This window comes from Mucilaginibacter sp. OK098, assembly GCF_900142915.1.
Classification (GTDB): Bacteria; Bacteroidota; Bacteroidia; order Sphingobacteriales; family Sphingobacteriaceae; genus Mucilaginibacter.
In genome coordinates this window covers 504,628-523,358 of sequence record NZ_FRCM01000003.1, presented here as the reverse complement: position 1 = coordinate 523,358, position 18,731 = coordinate 504,628, and the positions used below count along the sequence as shown (strand labels likewise).

The following is an 18,731-nucleotide window of genomic DNA, read 5'->3' as shown; positions in this document are numbered from 1 at the left end:
TAATTAATTTACAAGGGATGGGTTTTCACTTATCTGGCCGGCATACATTTTGTCAATTTCGGCTTTGTACTTTTCCGTGATGACTTTCCGTTTCATTTTCCCTGTTGGGGTAAGTTCGCCGCTATCTATTGACCATTCATCAGCGAGTAATGTAACTTTCTTTACCTGCTCAACATGATTAAATTCAGGATTAAAAGCATCTACTATTGTTTGGTATAAAGCAATTACCCTGCTATCCTCTATGAGTTGTTTATTGGATGAAAAAGAGATGTCGTTTTGCTTACACCATGGTTTTAAATTGGTATAAGAAGGTACGATCAACGCTGCTGTAAATTTCCTTTCGGCGCCAACAACCATCATTTGCTCAATAAAATGATTCTCTTTCATCTTATTTTCAATAGGCAACGGAGCCACATACTTACCCCCCGATGTTTTAAAGATCTCTTTTTTGCGGTCGGTTATTTTCAGGAAGCCATCCTGGTCCAGTACGCCGATGTCGCCGGTATAAAACCATCCGTCCTGTAATACTTCTGCCGTTAATTCGGGGTTCTTATAATATCCCGCCATAACATTGGGGCCTTTGCAAAGTATTTCGCCATCATCGGCAATCTTAACCTGTACACCACCAAGCAGGGGCCCTACGGTGCCGAACTTTCTGCCCTTTTTATCATAGTAATTAACGGCAATTACCGGCGAAGTTTCAGTAAGCCCGTAACCTTCTAAAACAACCATACCTGCAGCAGTAAAAATCTTTTCAAGCTTAATTGGGCAGGCAGAGCTTCCTATTACTATTGCTTTTACATTTCCGCCTATTGCATTCCGCCATTTACTATAAACCAATTTATCGGCAATGGCTAACTTAATTTTATACCCGGCGCTGGTATTATTAATTTCAAACTGTTCGGCCACTTTTATCGACCATAAAAAGATCTTTCTTTTAATGCCGGTTAACTTCTGGCCCTCAATCATGATCTTTTCAAATACTTTTTCCAGCAACCGGGGTACAGCGGTAAAAATATAAGGCTTTGCCTCTTTCATGTTGATGCCGATGGTATCCATACTTTCGGCATAATGAATGGAAAATCCAAAGAAGAGATAGATATAGGTGCACATCTTTTCAAAAATGTGGTTCATTGGCAAAAAGCTCAGCGCACGTTTTTCTGCTATCGGGATCTGGGCTAGTACATCCCCCGAAGCAATGGCATTGCTCAAAATGTTTTTATGAGTAAGCATCACGCCCTTAGGCCGCCCGGTAGTGCCTGACGTGTAAATAATAGTTGTTACATCATCTTCTTTTATGGTATTGCTTATCGCTATTATTTTTTGACTGAAAACTTCCTGCAACGGCTTAAATAGTTTAGTCCAATTGGTACAGCCGTCTACCTCATCAAATGTGAAAATTGCTTTTAACGATGGAACATTTATATGTACTTCATTTACTTTATCGCAAAGGTCTTTATTGCTTACAAATACATATTTAACCTCGGCCTCTTTTAAGATCTGTTCAATCTCCTTCGTGTTGGTATTAGGATACAAGGGCACTAAAACCGCACCAATAAGCTGTACCGCCAAATCGGTTATTAACCATTCTGGCCGCCCGTTACTGATCAGGCCAATTTTATCGCGCCCTTCCGTTGTGCCATCGCCCTGCGAAACACCCAGATCCAAAAGTGCTGCGGCTAACTCGTAAATCATATCATGCACTTCCACTGTGCTGTATGATTTCCATGCGCCATTCACTTTTGCATTTAAAAGATCAGCTTTGGGCTCTTTGGCCTGGGCTGCTATGCAATCAAACAATCTTGTCGCTTTTTCCATGCGTGCAACTGTTATTTAGATAAAGGTTATCCCTATAATAATTCAAACACTCCCGCCGCGCCCTGCCCCGTACCAACACACATGGTAACCATGCCATATTTTTTATCCCGCCTTTTAAGTTCATTAAAAAGCTGGACAGAAAGTTTGGCGCCGCTGCAGCCAAGCGGGTGACCAAGCGCAATAGCGCCGCCATTTACATTTATTATTCCCGGGTCAAGGTCCAATCCTTTAATTACAGCCAGGGATTGTGAAGCAAAGGCCTCATTTAATTCAATCAACTCTATATCCTGCTGTTTCATGCCCGCCATTTTAAGTACTTTGGGGATAGCTAAAAGCGGGCCTATACCCATAATGCGCGGCGGAACGCCAACAACAGCATAATTAACCAGGCGTGCAATAGGTTTTAAATTATTCGCTTTTAAAAACCTTTCGCTAACTACCATTACAAAAGCCGCCCCATCACTTGTTTGCGATGAGTTTCCGGCTGTAACTACACCTTTTGCGTTAAAAACCGGTTTAAGTTTAGCCAATGCATCAATTGAAGTATCGCTGCGCGGGCCTTCATCTGTATCAACTTTAAACTCCCTGTTCTTTTTCTTGCCGTTCTCATCAACATAGGTTTCTATGATATTTACAGGCACTATTTCATCTTTAAACTTGCCTTCTTTTATGGCGCTGATAGCTTTTTGATGTGAGTTATAAGCAAACTGGTCCTGATCTTCACGGCTGATCTTATATTCCTTTGCAACGGCTTCGGCTGTAAGGCCCATACCCCAGTAATAATCAGGATGTGCAAGAGCAACATCAGCATTGGGAACAATACGCCAGCCCCCCATGGGGATCAGGCTCATACTTTCAACACCACCGGCAATAATGCAATCGGCAATGCCGCTATGTATTTTTGCTGACGCGATGGCGATAGTTTCCAAACCTGAAGCGCAGTAGCGGTTTACGGTCATCCCTGGTACTTTATCGGTATCCAGCGCCATCAGCGAGATCAGCCGGGCTACATTTAGGCCCTGTTCTGCTTCGGGGGTAGCATTGCCTACAATCACGTCCTCAATCTGCTCCTTATCTACGTTCGGTACCGACGCTATCAAATTTTTAATAACATCCGCGGCAAGCGTATCCGGCCGGGTAAACCTAAATCCGCCCCGGGTAGCTTTTCCAACAGCACTACGGCTGGTTGCCACTATATATGCATTCATTTATTTTAAGTTTTATCAGTCAAAAAATCAGTTCCTTAATACTTTACCGCCTGTTAAAATAGATTGGATCCGTTCAAGCGTTTTCTTTTCGGCGCAAAGCGAAACAAAGGCCTCGCGCTCCAAACCCAATAAGTATTCTTCATTTACGATCGAAGGCTGCGAAAGATCGCCGCCCGAAAGTACATAAGCCAGTTTTTGAGAAATTTTTACATCGTGCTCGCTGATGTAGTTACCGCTATACATGGTATTGGCGCCTACATAGCCCAAGCCAAGAGCTTGTTTGCCCATCACCCTGATATCGCTGCGCGGGATTGGCTGTACGTATCCTTCATCAGCCATCATCAGGCAGTGCTGTTTTGCTTCGGCCAGCAACCTGTTACGGGATACAACTACAACATCCCTGCCTTTTTTAAGATACCCAAATTCGAAAGCCTCATACGCCGATGTTGATACCTTTGCCTGGCCTATAGTTAAAAACCTGTCCCTGAAATTATTTAATTCGATATCGCCTTCCTGTAATTCGTCTGACAGGCGCAAGGCAAATTCTTTTGTTCCGCCACCGCCTGGTATCAAGCCAACTCCAAACTCCACAAGGCCCATATACAATTCGGCATGGGCAACTACTTTATCCGCATGCAAACATATTTCACACCCGCCGCCCAATGCCATCTGGTGCGGGGCAACAACAACCGGAATAGACGAATAACGAACCCGCATCATGGTATTCTGAAAAGCTTTTATTACCATATTCAGTTCATCAAACTCCTGTTCAACAGCCATCATAAATATCATGCCTACGTTTGCGCCGGCACTGAAGTTTGCACCTTCGTTGGAGATAACCAGGCCTTTGTAACTTGTTTCGGCAAGGGTGATGGCTTTATTAATGCCTTCAATCACCTCACCGCCAATCGTGTTCATTTTAGTATGAAACTCCAGGTTAAGTATGCCATCGCCAAGATCTGTAATGGTGGCGCCGCTGTTTTTCCATACCGTATTTGTTGCGCGGATATTATCCAGTAGAATAAAACCTTCTGTACCCGCAATTACCTTGTAGCTTTTTGATGGGATATCATAATACAGGCGTTTACCATTCTCAATTTTATAAAAGCTTTTTGCACCGGATGCAAGCATATCATATACCCACTTTGCAGGTTTATCCCCGGCCGCTTCCATCTGTTTCAATGTATCCTCAACGCCCAGGGCATCCCATTTTTCAAAGGGGCCCATTTCCCAGCCAAACCCGGCATTGGTAGCAGCATCTATTTTGTAAAGTTCGTCCGAAATCTCGGGGATCCGGTTGCTGGCGTAAGCAAATAGCTGGTAAAAGGTAGCCTGGTAAAAATCACCGGCTTTATCTTTAGCCGCAACAAGAATTTTTAGCCGCTCTTTCAGGCTCTCAACTGCTTTAGTGGTTTCAAGTGCCGCAAATTTTACTTTTTGCGAGGGCTTATATTCAAGTGTTTTCAGATCGAGCGCGTAAAACTGGTTTACGCCGTCAACCTTGTCTTTTTTATAAAAGCCCTGGCCGGTTTTGCTTCCCAGCCAATTATTTTTTACCATACCTTCAACGAAGGCAGGGATCCTGAATAATTCCCTTGCTTCATCACCTGGTGCATTTTGATATAACCCATTGGCAACGTGCACCATCGTATCTAACCCAACCACATCGTTTGTGCGAAATGTTGCTGATTTTGGATGCCCTATTACCGGCCCGGTAAGCTTATCTACCTCCTCAACGGTCATCCCCGTTTTTTCCACATAGTGCAAAACACTCATGATACTGAAAATGCCTATCCGGTTACCAATAAATGCAGGCGTATCTTTGGCTAACACCATAGTTTTGCCAAGGTATTTCTCGCCATACTCCATTAAAAAATCTACTACTCCAGGTAGCGTATCTTTAGTAGGGATGATTTCCAGCAGCCTTAAATACCGGGGCGGGTTAAAGAAATGGCTCCCGCAAAAATGCTGCTTAAAATCAGCGCTGCGGCCTTCGGTCATTAAATGTATCGGGATGCCGGATGTGTTTGAAGTGATCAGCGTTCCGGCTTTCCTGTGTTTTTCTACGTTTTCAAATACCTTTTGCTTAATATCCAAACGTTCCACCACTACTTCAATTACCCAATCGCAGTCCGCAATTTTGGGCATGTCATCTTCAAAATTCCCGGTTACTATACGTTTGGCGAATGATTTAAGGTAGATAGGCGAGGGGTTTGATTTTAAAGCAAAATCCAGCGCATCATTAACAATCTTATTCCGGGCTTTTTTATCATCCCCAGGGGCATCTTTAGGTACAATATCAAGCAATAGCACCTGTAAGCCGATGTTTGCAAAATGACAGGCAATCCGGCTGCCCATTACTCCCGATCCCAATACCGCAACCTTTTTTATTATTCGTTTAGCATCCATAGAATATGCTGGTTTTTTTTAGATTTTTAATTTTGTTTATGCTTTTATTCTACACGCGTCCAGGTAGTTGTGCGCCCGAAAAGTGAAATGCCAATATATCCGCGGATCGCTAATGCTTTACCTTTATAAGTAATATTGCAGGAATACGTTTTACCATTGTTCGGATCATAAATTTTCCCGTCGGTATACTTGTTATCCCCATCTTTTACAAAATCAGTCAGCACTTGTAAACCCAACCTCGGCCTGGTGCGTAGTTTTTCATCAGCGTTCAGTTCATCAACTTTAGGCTTGCCGTTTTTTAAAGGCTCCTTAAGCCATACCACTTTGCCATAAAACTTACCGTTACTCTCTTTTGTGATTTGTATTTTGGCGCTTTTTATATCGTTATACCACAGCCCTTCAATTTTATCAGCCTGCGCTTTTGCGCTGATATTCACCGAAATAAAAGTTAATATGACTAATATCAACCGGATAAAATGTTTTCTTGTTACTGACATTGTTTTAGGTATTAATGTTAAATAATCTGATTCCTCTTTTTTGAGTTATATGCATACTTACAGAGCCAGCCAACTATAGCTCCCTGTATAAGTTGCTATCTCTTAAAAAAATTGACAGAACTATAAATGATTAAATAATTTAGTATTGGTTTATAGTAACAAATATCCTTTTTGGCAGCGTTTTATAAAGGTCTAAATGGCGGAAACATTTGTCAATATTTCGGAACTTTAAAGTTAACTAACTTTATTTGATAATTGTGTTACAAGGCTGATATACTGTTGCATAGCATCACCGGCAGTAATGCCTTTTAGCTTTAACCATGAATCGTATTTTGCCTTAGCCACAAAATCAAACATTCCCGGAGGATTTTCTGTATTTATATCTCCTTCGGTTGCCTGTTTATATAACCCATATAAGCGCAGTAATGTTTCATTATCCGGCTTGGATGGTAATTCCTTACTTTCTTTAACGGCTTTTTCAAAAGCATCTTTCAGATCCATTATTATTTATTTTTATTAGTCAGATTTAGTTAAGCCTTACCGGCTTCTTCAACGTAATCGCTGCTCCGGGGTGCATTCATAAATAAATCACTCAGCTCGGTTGGCAGTATAACCAGTTTCCGTTTTTCCATATCAATCCAGGCGCCATCCGCAGTAATTACCGCTGCCTTAACGCCATCACCGCGGTATAACTCATGCCGGATAGACCAGCGGGAGCCACCGGGGCGTGATTTAGTGACTTCGCAGGTTACCTTAATGTGTTCATTGAGGCCTATCTCACGCAAGTAAATAAGCTCTTCCCTGAATAACACAGGGCCGACTTTAAACTTATAGAGAGTTGATGGCTTTAAGCCTAAGCTTTCAAGCATAGTTAGCCTGGCCTGTGCAGCAAAATCCGCATAGGCGGTGTGCCGCATGTGCTGGTTAGCATCAATCTGCGACCATAATACCTGCCCTTCATAGAAAAAATCCATAATCTGAATTATTTACGCTGTTCTTTAAACTTTTTAACGGCAGCTGTTAGCCGGGGTAAAACTTCCAGTGCATCGCCTACAACGCCGTAGTTGGCTGCTTTGAAAAATGGAGCTTCGGGGTCCTTGTTAATCACCACAATAGTTTTTGAACCATTAACCCCTGCCAGGTGTTGAATGGCACCCGAGATCCCTACCGCGATATATAAATTAGGACGAACCGTACCACCTGTTTGGCCCACATGCTCATGGTGCGGCCGCCAGTGCGAATCGGCTACAGGGCGTGAACATGCTGTGGCGGCGCCCAATTCTTTTGCCAAATCCTCCAATATACCCCAGTTTTCCGGGCCTTTCATGCCACGGCCTCCTGAAACTATCATTTCTGCATCAGAAAGAGGTACTTCACCTTTCACTTTGTTTACTTCTTTAACTTTTATTCCAAAATCCTTTTCGCCAAAGCTTACATCAAATTTTTCTATAACTGCTTTCCCTTCAACTTTATTTGGCGGAAAGGTATTAGGCATCAGCATAATTACCTTTACATCACTTATGATATTTACATAGGCAAATGCCTTACCTGAAAACACCGCTTTTTTTATCACAAATCCGTTTTCCGTATCAGGATATGAAAGCGCACCGGCTAGAAGGCCTGCATTTAATTTTACGGCAACCCGCGGTGCAATGGTTCTGCCGTTAATGTCATGTAAGGTTATAATTACTTTGCTGTTTTCTTTTTTTGCAGCGGCCACCAATGCGGCGGCGCAGGCTCGCGCATGTAATTCATCCAATCGGCCATCGGCAATATGCAATACCTTTTTTGCGCCATATTCGCCAAGGCTTTCCATTTCAGCCTCAGCAATGCTGCCCAAAACAAGAGCAGTTACAGTAGTCCCCATTTTTTGAGCTATCTGTGCGCCATATTGCACAGCCTCAAAGTTTTTCTTTTTTATAATTCCCCCAGTATGTTCTATTAATACAATTACAGACATTTTTAAGTTTTTTAGTTAAGATGTTCCCGGCAAGCCTCCGGGTCAAAAAATAAAATTAAATAACCTTAGCCTCAGAGTGCAGCAAGTCGATAAGTTCGTCCATATTATCCGGGCTTATCAATTTAATGCCCGTCTTCGCCGGAGGTAGCTCATAAGATAAAATAGCAGTTAAAGGTGTTTGTGCAGCAGGTGCGATCACCTTTAAAGGACGGGTACGTGCAGCCATTATCCCCCGCATATTTGGAATCCTGGCCTCTGCCACGCCTTTTTGACAGGAAATAACCATCGGTAAACTACAGGCATCAGTTTCTTCACCGCCTTCTATTTCCCGTTTTACTATGGCTGTGCCTGCTTCGATTTGGATATCAGTTGCGAAGCCAAGGAAATCCATGCCGAGCAATTCGGCCAGCATAACCCCGGTAGTGCCATTATTATAATCTATTGATTCCTTACCGCATAAAATGAGGTTATAGCCAATCCCGGCGGCGTATGCCGCTATATGATTTGCGGTTTCATTCGGATCATTGCTCTCTGCATCAATACGGATGGCTTCATCGCCACCTAATGCCAGCGCTTTTCTCATTATAGGTTCAACATCTGCTTTCCCTACAGTTACCAGGTGAATTTCATTGGCAGTCCCGCTTTCCTTTAGTTCAATCGCCCTGATCAATGCATACCATTCATCGTAGGGGTTAATTACATAGGTAACTCCATCACTGCTAACCGAGGTGTTATTATTTTTTAATATAATTTTAGTACTGGTATCCGGCACCTGGCTTATGCACACTAATATTTTCATTATTAAATTCTTGTTTTTTTGGAACTGTTTTTACTATTTAATATCATCAAACCCGGCGGGCAGACCCGCCACATCTTCTCCGCCAATTGGCGGATGGATCACCACACTCTCTTTTATAGGGAGACTGTGGTGAGTAAATTAAAAACAGTATTTGTTTTCGGCTATCAGCTTAGCGGCAACATTTCTTCGTGCCTGTGTAGTATTTATATCTTCGGTTTTGGTGAACCGTTTAAGGCCCATTATCATCATTCTTCTTTCATCCCCCTCGGCAAATGAGTTCAGTGCTTCTTTACCTGACCTGGCTATGCGCTCGGCAGCATCATTAATGTACACCCGCATAATATCCAGTTGTTCTTTGCAAGCTTCTTCGCCTCTTAAAGCAACCAGTTTCTCTACCCGTAATTGTAACGATTCGCTCACGTACAGCTCAATCAGCATATCAGCCATATTCATCAACACTTCCTGTTCTTTCCCTAACTGCGTCATTAACTTTTGAACAGCCGCGCCTGCTACCATTAATATGGCCTTTTTAAAATTGGCAATATATTTTTTCTCTTTTGTAAACAAGCCTTCGGCTTCAGCCGCTCCAAAGTCGGGGATGCTTACCAGCTCGCCTGCAACTTTTTGAGCAGGGCCCATTAGGTCGAGTTCGCCTTTCATGGCGCGCTTAAGCATCATGTCAACCGTTAACATTCGATTAATTTCATTGGTGCCTTCAAAGATCCGGTTGATCCTTGAATCGCGATAAGACCTGTCCATAGGCGCTTCTGCACTATATCCCATGCCGCCGTAGATCTGAACACCCTCGTCAACCACATAATCCAAAACTTCTGAAGCGTGAACTTTTAGAATTGCCGCTTCAATGGCAAACTGCTCTGTTCCTTTCAATTTGGCTTTTGTTTCATCAAGGCCTAATGCCATTAACATTTCGGTTGCTTCTTCCATATTCTGGCAGGCCCGGTAAATTGCCGACTCAGAGGCGTAAGTACGAATGGCCTGTTCTGCAAGTTTATACCGGATAGCCCCGTATTTTGCAATAGGTCGCCCAAATTGCTCACGTTCATTGGCATAACGTACGGCTAATGTAATAACCTCCTTACTGGCCCCAACAGTGCCCCCGCCTAATTTTATGCGGCCAATGTTTAATATGTTCACTGCTATCTTAAATCCATTCTGGCGTTCAGAAAGCAGGTTTTCAACAGGTACCTTACAATCATTAAAGAACACCTGCCGGGTTGAGCTTCCTTTAATGCCCATTTTGTGTTCCTCTGTATTTAAAGAAAGGCCTTCAAAATCTTTTTCAACAATAAAAGCGCTCAGGTTTTCATCATCATCAATTTTGGCGAAAACGGTAAATATGTCGGCGAAACCCGCATTGGTGATCCACATTTTTTGACCGGTGATGAGATAATACTTCCCATCCGCTGATAGTTTTGCCTTTGCTTTGCCCGAATTGGCATCAGAACCAGCGCCGGGTTCAGTAAGGCAATAAGCCCCTTTCCATTCACCACTGGCCAGTTTTGGAATATATTTTTGTTTTTGTGCCTCGTTACCATAATATAATATAGGCAGCGTACCTATCCCTGTATGGGCCGAAAACGCAACGGAAAATGAATGGCCGGCTCCCAGTTTTTCAGTTACCAGCATTGATGTTTTAAAATCTTTTCCAAAGCCGCCATATTCTTCCGGTATGGATATGCTCAATAAGCCGAGTTCGCCGGCTTCTTCCATTAAATGCGGCATTAAGCCCGCTTCCTGGTCATCAATGCGTTGCAGATTTGGAGCTATCTGCTGTGCAATAAAATTAGTACAGGTTTCAGCAATCATTAGCTGTTCTTCATTCCATTCTTCCGGAATAAAAATACTATCAGCAGCAGTTTCCCTGATCAGGAACTCGCCTCCCTTTATAGCTTTTATAGATTCAGTAGCATTCATAACAAATAATTAATGTTTTGATCTTTAATTTAATTTCACAGTTATTTAATCATCGCAAGCAATCTATTAGTGATTGCCTGAAAAGGGTTGCGATAGCGTATTGTGCGTATCTATTACTTATCGCGTAAAACCATATACGGTTTAGCGATAAATTTTAGTTTTATAATCAGGAGTAAAATTAGAAGCGTTATTAAATCAAAGAAAGGTCTGCAATGCGGAGATTTTAGTCAAAAAGTCGGAAAGAGGGATATAAGATCAACTGCGGCACAAAACACAGTGGTTGATATATATTATATTCGGCTTAATAATAAAGGTGTTGTGTTTGGTTAAATGTCGATCATATTTAACCGTGCAATGTTAATAAGCAGATACTTCCCTGTAATCTGACGGAGACATGCCGGTATGCTTTTTAAAATATTTACCGAATGAAGATTGATCGGGAAAGTGGATGTCGTCGGCTACCCTGGCAATGCTTATCTCATGGTTTCTTAATAATACTTTAGCCTCAAGTATTACAGCATCGTCTATCCACTCTCCGGCCGTTCGGCCGGTTACTTCCTTAATAGTTTCTGTTAAATGTTTCGGAGATACATAAAGCGCGTCGGCATAGTATTGCACATTACGATGCTCTTTATAGCGATGAAAAACAAATTCCTGGAAAAGCACATTCAGTTCTTGTTTCCGGGTTTGTTTGCCCTTTATTATGGTATGCTGCTTTTCGTAAATTGCCTGTACTTCATAAAGCAGCGTTATTAAAATGCTCCTTGATATTTCAACATGGTATGGATGCCCGCCACGCTCAAGTTTTTGTTGTATCAACAAATAAATTTCCAATATCATCCTGGCATCCTTGCTATCCGGGTAAATTACGGGGATGGATGCGCTTTTAAAGTAGCTGAACGATTCAAGGAAGTGGCTGTTGACACTATTCTCTATTAAAAAGGCCTTACTAAAAACAATAAACCGGCATAAAAAATCAGCACTGCTGTTATAGATCCTTAAAACGTGAAACGGTGTTGCCAAAAGCATAGCGTCGGGCCGGGCTTCGTAAATCTGCAGGTTTACCTCCACCTGTGCTGCTCCCCGGGTGCAGATTCCTATAATGTAACCGTCTGAGCGATAGGGGTATTCGCTCAAACTTAATAATTGTTTTTCATCAACTACAAAAAAGTCAGCACTTGCCAGGTTGTCTGCATAAAGGTCTGCAAATTTAGATAAGCTTAATTGTCCGATTTTTTTACTCATACATTTTCAATATACAATTTAATAGCTGAACTTATTTAAAAACTCAACCTAAAAACAGCATGCTTTTCTATATGTTTTTAGCATTTGGTATTAAAATTAAACTTTATCCGACTTTTTGACTAAAATCTCCGCATTATAGCCCTTTTTTTCTTTTCAATCCAAACTAATTTTATCCCTGATAGCTGCTGGTTGTAATTCATCTACAATTACCTATTATGAACCAATTATTATTTTTATGAGAAAACTTTTACTTTTGGCGCTCGCGTTGGTACCAGTGCTAGCCTTTGCTCAGGGATTCCAGGTAAATGTGGAAGGACAGAAGCAAATAGGTATGGGCCATACCGGAACAGGGATATTACAGGACGGCGCCTCTGTATTTTTTAATCCCGGCGCCGTAGCTATGCTGCCGCAAAACTATGTACAGGGGGCATTCAGCCCTTTGCTCTTCAAATCTGACTTTAATCCGTCAGGAACATCAGTACAAAATCAAACTGCCAATAAAATTGCAACTCCATTTTCATTTTATGCAGTATGGGGCCCTAAATCATCCTTCTGGAAATTAGGTATGGGTGTTTATACGCCTTTCGGCGGTTTAACCGACTGGGGCAATAACTGGCAGGGTAAATATGTGCTGGAAAGCCTTAACCTGAAAGCCATTTATTTTCAGCCTACTTTAAGTATTAAGCTGGCCGACTTTGTGAGCATAGGCGGAGGCTTTGTATACAATCATGGTAGTGTGGACCTTACCAGGGCCATTCCGTTAGTTGACGGAAATGAGAAAGTAGGCCAGGCCGAACTAAAAGGAAGCGGTAAAGGTTATGGATGGAATGCCGGTATTTATTTCAAAACGGAATTTGGCGTTACTGTAGGCATCACCCACCGCTCAGAGGTAAACACAACCATTCCTGATGGCAATGCCATTTTTAATGTGCCTGCATCCCTAAAAAGCAGTTTCCCACAACCCAATACTTTTTACGCAAGTATACCATTGCCGGCTACTAATGCTATTGGTTTTGGATTTTATCCTTCCAGCAAATGGATACTGGCCCTTGATGTTAACGTGGTTAGCTGGAGTGTTTACAAAACATTATCGTTTGATTATGCTTCAAATACACCGGCATTACAGGATACCCATTCTCCGCGAAACTACCAGGACGCGCTTAATGTACGCGGAGGCGCGCAATATAAAGCCTCGGATAACCTGGCATTACGTTTTGGCGGCGGGTACGTAGGCACGGCTGTACGGGACGGCTATGTAACACCCGAAGCGCCTGATGCTAACAGGGTATATGGTACTGTAGGTTTAGGCTATACCATGGCCAAACATCTCGATATTGATCTCGGTTTTGAGTTTGAGCGCGTATTAAAGCGTACACAAACCAATATCGAATCGCAGTTAGCGGGTGCCTTTAAATCCAATGTATACATACCCGGTATCTCACTTGCTTATCACTGGTAACCCTAAAAGAAATTAATACATGAAAACGTTTAAACAACATATTTATATTATTGCAGGGTTACTTTTACTTAGTGCCTGCAAGCCCGAGATTAATACACCTAAACCATCCAAAGGTTCAGCTGATTTTTCAAGATACATATCCATCGGTAATTCATTAACCGCCGGTTATGCCGATGGTGGCTTATATCGCGCCGGGCAGCTGGTATCCTATCCAAGCATTATTGCCAAACAAATGGAATCAGTGGGTGGCGGCTCTTTTACCCAGCCATTGTTCAGTACCGACCAGGCAAACGGATCGGGATATTTATCACTTACCGGATTTAATGCCGATGGAACGCCTATTACCACACCGGTTACCTCTAACCTGGCTATCAGGGGAATTCTTCCTGTCCCCGGATTTGGTAATGTAACCTTATACACAAAATATACCGGTGATATCAACAACTACGGCGTGCCCGGAATAAAGTTATTACACATAGTTTATGCTCCTTACGGAAACCTGAACGGGTTTTATGAGCGGCTATTAACAGGTAGCGCACCTACTAACAGCACTACTTATCTTGATTTTGTGACTGCAAAGCCATTTACTTTTTTCTCCAATTGGTTAGGGAATAATGATGCTTTGGGCTATGCCACATCAGGCGGCGCGGGCGATGTACTGACAGATAAGAACACATTTGCCCAGCTTTATAGCCTGCTGATCAGCAAAATGACCGCTTCGGGGCAAAAAGGTGTTGTGGGTACTATACCTGACGTAACCTTTGGCCCTTATTTTAATACGATAACAGTTGGCGCAGTTTTAGGTGCTGTGCAAAAGGCAAACCCGCAGGTACAGGCAATTTTTATTAACGCGCTTGTATCAGGCGGCACTTATGCCCCAAGGCCTGCTACTGCTAAAGATTTGATCGTATTAACTTTCCCAACCAGCAAGATCGGTCAGCCGGTTACTACGCCTTATGGCACGCTTCCTTACGGTTTAACGCCGTATACGCCTATTGATAATCAGTATGTGCTTGATGCGAACGAGGTTGCCCTTACACAAAACTACATACAATCATATAACGAGACCATTAAATCTATCGCGGCAGCAAAAGGTTTGGCTGTGTTTGATTCCTATGCCTTTCTGAACAATGTTAAGCAGAATGGTTTAATAGTGAATGGGGTAAGTTTAAATTTAAATTATATTAGCGGCGGCTTATTTTCATTAGATGGCATACACCTTACGCCACGCGGATACGCTATAGTGGCTAATGAATTTATAAAGGCTATTAATGCAAAGTATGGTTCTTCCATACCTTTGGCCAATGTATCTGATTATAACGGGGTTAAATTCCCATAAAGTTTATTCTCAGCGGCGGTTTGCAATGTTTAAAGAGTGCAAACCGCCACTGTATTAGACTGCTTTTAAAGCTCAAAACCTTCCCAATAAGCCCCCTTTTTTCACTAGCTGATTTTTTTTGGAAGTCCGCTCATTGACCCGTTCCGCTACACAAGGCTGCGTGTTATTTAACTGTTCCACTTTGTTGAATAATAATACCTGTTTCTATATAGGTTAGAAGTCCCCATGTTCTCATGTTTATATTGACGCAGATAGTTTGGAATAAATAATAAATTAAAGCGCTGCTATTTTTCTATATTGTGAAGTGAATAATACCCTCCGGTAAAAGAGATTAAAACAGGTAAAACTGGATATGGCAGATTTTTTAACCTTATTTGAAGTAAAATAACATGCGAATATTCATCTTCAGATAAATTTAATAATTGGTATGATAATGGCTGATAATGACACAAAGAATATTAAATGGATACAGGTACCGATCAAAATAAGTCTAAAAAGATAGGGTTAGCGCTATCAGGAGGCGGCATAAGAGGAGTGGCTCATTTAGGTGTAATGCAGGCGCTGACCGATCACGGCATTAAATTTTCACATATATCAGGCACAAGTGCGGGAGCAATTGCCGCAGCTTTTTTTGCTGAAGGATATTCGCCTAAAGAAATCTTACAGCTCATTAAAGATACCAGGCTGATTAAATTGTTGCGCCCTGCAATTGGTAGCGCTGGTTTGGTTTCTATATTAAAGGCCCGTTTTTTAATTAATAAATATATCCCGCATAATTCTTTTCAAAAACTCAAAACGCATATTACTATCGCGTCTGTTGATCTGGGTGAAGGGAAGCTGGTTTATTTTACCGATGGCGAACTTGACATGGCAATTTTGGCATCGTGCTGTTTACCGGGTATTTTTAGGCCCATTATTATTAACAACCATATGTACGTGGATGGTGGGATCCTCAATAATTTCCCGGTTGAACCATTGGTGGGCAATTGCGACCTGATAATTGGCTCGTCATGTAACCATTTACCGGTGGTTACGGAAATTAAATCTTTTGGGGGCCTGGTTGACAGGGCCGCTATGATAGCTATTAATGCAAGCCTCAATACCCATAAAAATTTATGCGATATAGTTATTGAGCCACATGGCCTGGGTGGCTACGGTATATTTGACACCGATGCTGCCGATGAAATTTATATGATTGGTTATGAAGAGGGTTTAAAAGCTATGAAAGGGAATGAAGTGCTGAAAGAGATAGTGGCGGCATAACAAGCAAAAAAGAGATATGATGATAACGCCAAACCTTAATTATTTAACAATATAAAGTGTTAAATAATTAAGGTTTGGCATAAACAAGGAACCCCCGGTTGTTTTATGTGTTGTCCTGACTTTGAATGAAAAGCAAACAGGGTTACTCATTTAAAAAGCCTACAACCAAGGCGGTGGCTACTTCAGGCAACTTGCTGCCTTTAACAGCATTAGACTCTGCTGTTCCCATAAATACACCATGATGACCGGGCAAAACTACCAATTGCGTATAATTCTTTCAATTAATGTCCAGCGCCTATTTAAAAATAGTAGTTAATGCCAGCTTGTTCGGAAGTAAAGGACAATTGCCAATAAGCATTCTTATTAATATTTATACTGGACAAATATTGCGAAAATATACCGAAATGCTTTCCAAGCTGCACCCCGGCTTTAATCACAATTGAATCATCACTGGAGTTAAAGAGATAAGGCTCATTGGCTTCGACATCCGAGGCCGAATTAGGCTGGCTTTGTGATCCCAGGTATGAATTTGAATATGTAAAATAATTAAACGAAATACCTAAACCGCCATAAACCTTAAATTTATCTCCATTATAAAAGTTATATATTATTTGCGGCGTAATACTAAATGTTTGCGCATCAAAGGACGCCCTGAATGGAATATAAGGATAAACTTTACTTGTATACAATGATTTGAACCGGCTTTCGGCTATGCCTGCTTCAATCCTGAACTGTAACCGCCGGGTATTAGGGTTTGCAAATATGTTAATGCCAAAAGATGCAGCAGCAAGATAAGAGCTATTTGACCTGCCACCCGCATTGTAAAATGGACTTCCTGCGGCAGCACTAAAATTAGTAATATTTAACGCAACCCCTGCAAATAAATTAAATGCAGAAGCCTTATTATTATCCCTTTTTTCATCGGCCGCAGAAATATGATTTATCTTACTTACAATATCAAGGATAGCAGCTCCATTATATCCCATGCGTTCAATATCCAATTGGAGAGATGGATTTAGTGCCTGGTATTTATTGGCAAGTGCAAACAACTGCTTCATATAAGTATTTTCATTAATTGTTGAACCATCCCTGTATCTCCGGTACACTAACTCTTGAGGAATATAACCAGGAGCTTCACCAACAAAAAAACGCGATTTTATATCGTCCGTGTAAGAATATAAGGCCAGGTTGTTACCTTTTTGTAATATCTTAAAAAAAACAATTACCTGGCGAAAACTGGTGTCCCTGCTGGTGGATAAATGATTTATATCAGTAGCGTCCATAGTAATGGGTCCCGAATAGCGTACATAGGCCTCCATTCCGTTAATAGTAAAGAAATTAATTTCTGTCGGCGTATATTTGTGAGTTTTCGTATCGGTAACAGTCGTTTTAAAATTGATAGAGGTGGGATTTGAATTCCATTCTCTGTAGTCAATAAATCCCCCTACGGTGTCACCCTTTAAAGTAACCACGTAGCCGGGCTTATAATTGCTCTGGCCAAATGAAAATAATGGCAGTATAAAAACTGCTAATAGAAATAGATAAAAATTCTTCATGCAATAAGGTTTATAAATTATTTGTGCCTGAATGTACTATTTTTTTGAGTTGTGAAAGTTTATTTTACTCGGAAGTATTAAAATGGTCTGATAATAAAAATTTAAGCCGGTCTATATTGATATTATCACGCATCGATAAACCAATAAATAGGAACAGAAAGCTCCATTCTTTCGCAAAGCAGTTTGGTAACCCTTATGGGAAGTGACCCGGATTTTTTATTAGGGATTTAAAGCGATTATTTGATGCCTAAAATGTATATATCGAATAGGCGAACTTATACCGCTTACGAATGATGAGCCTGGAAAATTTTATAAATCATGAGCAAGAATTTCCTTTTAAACGAAACCTGTTCATTGCGGCTCCTTTTATATTTATGTTTACATAAAACAACGAACCACTCAAGGGATATTGTTGCAACTGATCTGCATTCAACCCAGTCCGGGCAGTGGTGATAAATAATTGTTTACTATCCTCTCCGCCGAATGTACATGCAGTAACATTAGGCGCCGGCACTTCCACTTTGCCGATCAGGCGGCCATTAGCCGGATCGTACCGGTGAATGCAGCCACCACCCCACATAGCCACCCATAACATACCTTCCTCATCTATTGCCATCCCATCGGGGGTATATCCAATTTCACTTACTTCCGCAACAACCCGTTCGTTGGAAATGTTGCCTGTTGTTAGGTCAAAATCATAAGCTTTAATATTATAATCAAATGAATCAATATAGTACATCGTACGATTATCCTTCGACCAGCAAATCCCATTTGAGATACTGATCCCATCTAACTTCTTTTGTAAAGAACCATCAAAACAATATAAGGCCCCCTGTTTTAATTTTTCTTCCATATTCATGGTTCCTACCCATAAACGGCCGGCAAAATCACATTTACCTTCATTGCAACGGTTGCCAGGCTTGTCTTTTTCTATCCCTGTCATCTCCTTTAACTCTCCCGTATAAAAGTCAAATTCTTCAATGGTGTCTTTAAATGCAATAATCAGCTTATCATCGGCAGATGGAACAACTGTCCCAATCTTTTTATCAAAAACCCTTTCTTCAACTATTTTAGTAACAGGGTCAATACAGCCAACTTTCATGCCTTCAATATCTATAAACAAAAACTTTTTCCATTCCGGATGCCAGTGAGGAGCCTCTCCTAACAGTAGTTCGGTTTTATAAAGCAGTTTTGCGTTCCAGGTTTTCATAAAGTGTATGTGATTAATTGTAAAGCCAAATTA

At 41.4% G+C, this 18,731-nt stretch carries 15 protein-coding genes; 3 read left to right on the top strand and 12 right to left on the bottom strand.

Annotation, left to right across the window (positions count from 1 at the left end; translation table 11 throughout):
• Window positions 1-3 precede the first annotated feature (3 nt).
• The 10 genes from BUE31_RS12445 to BUE31_RS12400 form a co-directional block, all read right to left on the bottom strand.
• The gene (locus BUE31_RS12445; protein ID WP_073403847.1) at window positions 4-1,818 is read right to left on the bottom strand and encodes an AMP-dependent synthetase/ligase; all 1,815 of its coding nucleotides are present in this window, start codon (window positions 1,816-1,818) and stop codon (window positions 4-6) included.
• A 32-nt stretch (window positions 1,819-1,850) separates the two neighbouring features.
• Window positions 1,851-3,026 carry an acetyl-CoA C-acyltransferase gene (locus BUE31_RS12440; protein ID WP_073403846.1) on the bottom strand — a complete coding sequence of 392 codons (1,176 nt, stop codon included), beginning with the start codon at window positions 3,024-3,026 and terminating at the stop codon, window positions 1,851-1,853.
• Window positions 3,027-3,053: 27 nt separating this feature from the next.
• Window positions 3,054-5,435, bottom strand: coding sequence for a 3-hydroxyacyl-CoA dehydrogenase/enoyl-CoA hydratase family protein (locus tag BUE31_RS12435; protein WP_073403845.1), 2,382 nt, complete (start codon window positions 5,433-5,435; stop codon window positions 3,054-3,056).
• Between the two features lie 44 nt (window positions 5,436-5,479).
• Entirely contained in the window at window positions 5,480-5,932 is a 453-nt protein-coding gene (locus BUE31_RS12430; protein ID WP_083619789.1) for a DUF2147 domain-containing protein, read from the bottom strand.
• Between the two features lie 234 nt (window positions 5,933-6,166).
• The gene (locus tag BUE31_RS12425; RefSeq protein ID WP_083619786.1) at window positions 6,167-6,433 is read right to left on the bottom strand and encodes an acyl-CoA-binding protein; all 267 of its coding nucleotides are present in this window, start codon (window positions 6,431-6,433) and stop codon (window positions 6,167-6,169) included.
• A 29-nt stretch (window positions 6,434-6,462) separates the two neighbouring features.
• Window positions 6,463-6,906, bottom strand: coding sequence for an acyl-CoA thioesterase (locus BUE31_RS12420; protein WP_073403843.1), 444 nt, complete (start codon window positions 6,904-6,906; stop codon window positions 6,463-6,465).
• An 8-nt stretch (window positions 6,907-6,914) separates the two neighbouring features.
• Window positions 6,915-7,892: an electron transfer flavoprotein subunit alpha/FixB family protein gene (locus BUE31_RS12415; protein ID WP_073403841.1), complete on the bottom strand. Its 978-nt coding sequence runs from the start codon at window positions 7,890-7,892 to the stop codon at window positions 6,915-6,917.
• A 55-nt stretch (window positions 7,893-7,947) separates the two neighbouring features.
• On the bottom strand, window positions 7,948-8,691 hold the full coding sequence (locus BUE31_RS12410; RefSeq protein WP_073403839.1) for an electron transfer flavoprotein subunit beta/FixA family protein: 744 nt from the start codon (window positions 8,689-8,691) through the stop codon (window positions 7,948-7,950).
• Window positions 8,692-8,829: 138 nt separating this feature from the next.
• A complete protein-coding gene (locus BUE31_RS12405; protein ID WP_073403837.1) occupies window positions 8,830-10,626 on the bottom strand; it encodes an acyl-CoA dehydrogenase family protein in 1,797 nt (598 codons plus the stop codon).
• A 357-nt stretch (window positions 10,627-10,983) separates the two neighbouring features.
• Window positions 10,984-11,871: a helix-turn-helix domain-containing protein gene (locus tag BUE31_RS12400; protein WP_073403835.1), complete on the bottom strand. Its 888-nt coding sequence runs from the start codon at window positions 11,869-11,871 to the stop codon at window positions 10,984-10,986.
• Between the two features lie 235 nt (window positions 11,872-12,106).
• Here BUE31_RS12400 and BUE31_RS12395 point away from each other — a divergent pair, with 235 nt between their 5' ends.
• From BUE31_RS12395 to BUE31_RS12385, 3 genes are all read left to right on the top strand, one after another.
• Window positions 12,107-13,330, top strand: a complete 1,224-nt coding sequence (locus BUE31_RS12395; protein ID WP_073403833.1) for an OmpP1/FadL family transporter — start codon at window positions 12,107-12,109, stop codon at window positions 13,328-13,330.
• A gap of 19 nt (window positions 13,331-13,349) precedes the next feature.
• Complete coding sequence (locus BUE31_RS12390) at window positions 13,350-14,669, top strand: SGNH/GDSL hydrolase family protein (protein ID WP_073403831.1); 1,320 nt, start codon at window positions 13,350-13,352, stop codon at window positions 14,667-14,669.
• Between the two features lie 462 nt (window positions 14,670-15,131).
• Window positions 15,132-15,932: a patatin-like phospholipase family protein gene (locus BUE31_RS12385; protein ID WP_073403829.1), complete on the top strand. Its 801-nt coding sequence runs from the start codon at window positions 15,132-15,134 to the stop codon at window positions 15,930-15,932.
• Between the two features lie 299 nt (window positions 15,933-16,231).
• On the opposite strand, the gene BUE31_RS12380 is transcribed toward BUE31_RS12385, so the two are convergent.
• Window positions 16,232-17,488 carry a hypothetical protein gene (locus tag BUE31_RS12380; RefSeq protein WP_073403827.1) on the bottom strand — a complete coding sequence of 419 codons (1,257 nt, stop codon included), beginning with the start codon at window positions 17,486-17,488 and terminating at the stop codon, window positions 16,232-16,234.
• Between the two features lie 316 nt (window positions 17,489-17,804).
• Window positions 17,805-18,698, bottom strand: coding sequence for an SMP-30/gluconolactonase/LRE family protein (locus BUE31_RS12375; protein WP_073403825.1), 894 nt, complete (start codon window positions 18,696-18,698; stop codon window positions 17,805-17,807).
• Window positions 18,699-18,731 lie beyond the last annotated feature (33 nt).

Bases quoted from the DNA above. Each gene is read 5' to 3' on its own strand.
- BUE31_RS12445 (WP_073403847.1), bottom strand. From the start codon at position 1,818: ATGGAAAAAGCGACAAGATTGTTTGATTGCATAGCAGCCCAGGCCAAA.
- BUE31_RS12440 (WP_073403846.1), bottom strand. From the start codon at position 3,026: ATGAATGCATATATAGTGGCAACCAGCCGTAGTGCTGTTGGAAAAGCT.
- BUE31_RS12435 (WP_073403845.1), bottom strand. From the start codon at position 5,435: ATGGATGCTAAACGAATAATAAAAAAGGTTGCGGTATTGGGATCGGGA.
- BUE31_RS12430 (WP_083619789.1), bottom strand. From the start codon at position 5,932: ATGTCAGTAACAAGAAAACATTTTATCCGGTTGATATTAGTCATATTA.
- BUE31_RS12425 (WP_083619786.1), bottom strand. From the start codon at position 6,433: ATGGATCTGAAAGATGCTTTTGAAAAAGCCGTTAAAGAAAGTAAGGAA.
- BUE31_RS12420 (WP_073403843.1), bottom strand. From the start codon at position 6,906: ATGGATTTTTTCTATGAAGGGCAGGTATTATGGTCGCAGATTGATGCT.
- BUE31_RS12415 (WP_073403841.1), bottom strand. From the start codon at position 7,892: ATGTCTGTAATTGTATTAATAGAACATACTGGGGGAATTATAAAAAAG.
- BUE31_RS12410 (WP_073403839.1), bottom strand. From the start codon at position 8,691: ATGAAAATATTAGTGTGCATAAGCCAGGTGCCGGATACCAGTACTAAA.
- BUE31_RS12405 (WP_073403837.1), bottom strand. From the start codon at position 10,626: ATGAATGCTACTGAATCTATAAAAGCTATAAAGGGAGGCGAGTTCCTG.
- BUE31_RS12400 (WP_073403835.1), bottom strand. From the start codon at position 11,871: ATGAGTAAAAAAATCGGACAATTAAGCTTATCTAAATTTGCAGACCTT.
- BUE31_RS12395 (WP_073403833.1), top strand. From the start codon at position 12,107: ATGAGAAAACTTTTACTTTTGGCGCTCGCGTTGGTACCAGTGCTAGCC.
- BUE31_RS12390 (WP_073403831.1), top strand. From the start codon at position 13,350: ATGAAAACGTTTAAACAACATATTTATATTATTGCAGGGTTACTTTTA.
- BUE31_RS12385 (WP_073403829.1), top strand. From the start codon at position 15,132: ATGGATACAGGTACCGATCAAAATAAGTCTAAAAAGATAGGGTTAGCG.
- BUE31_RS12380 (WP_073403827.1), bottom strand. From the start codon at position 17,488: ATGAAGAATTTTTATCTATTTCTATTAGCAGTTTTTATACTGCCATTA.
- BUE31_RS12375 (WP_073403825.1), bottom strand. From the start codon at position 18,698: ATGAAAACCTGGAACGCAAAACTGCTTTATAAAACCGAACTACTGTTA.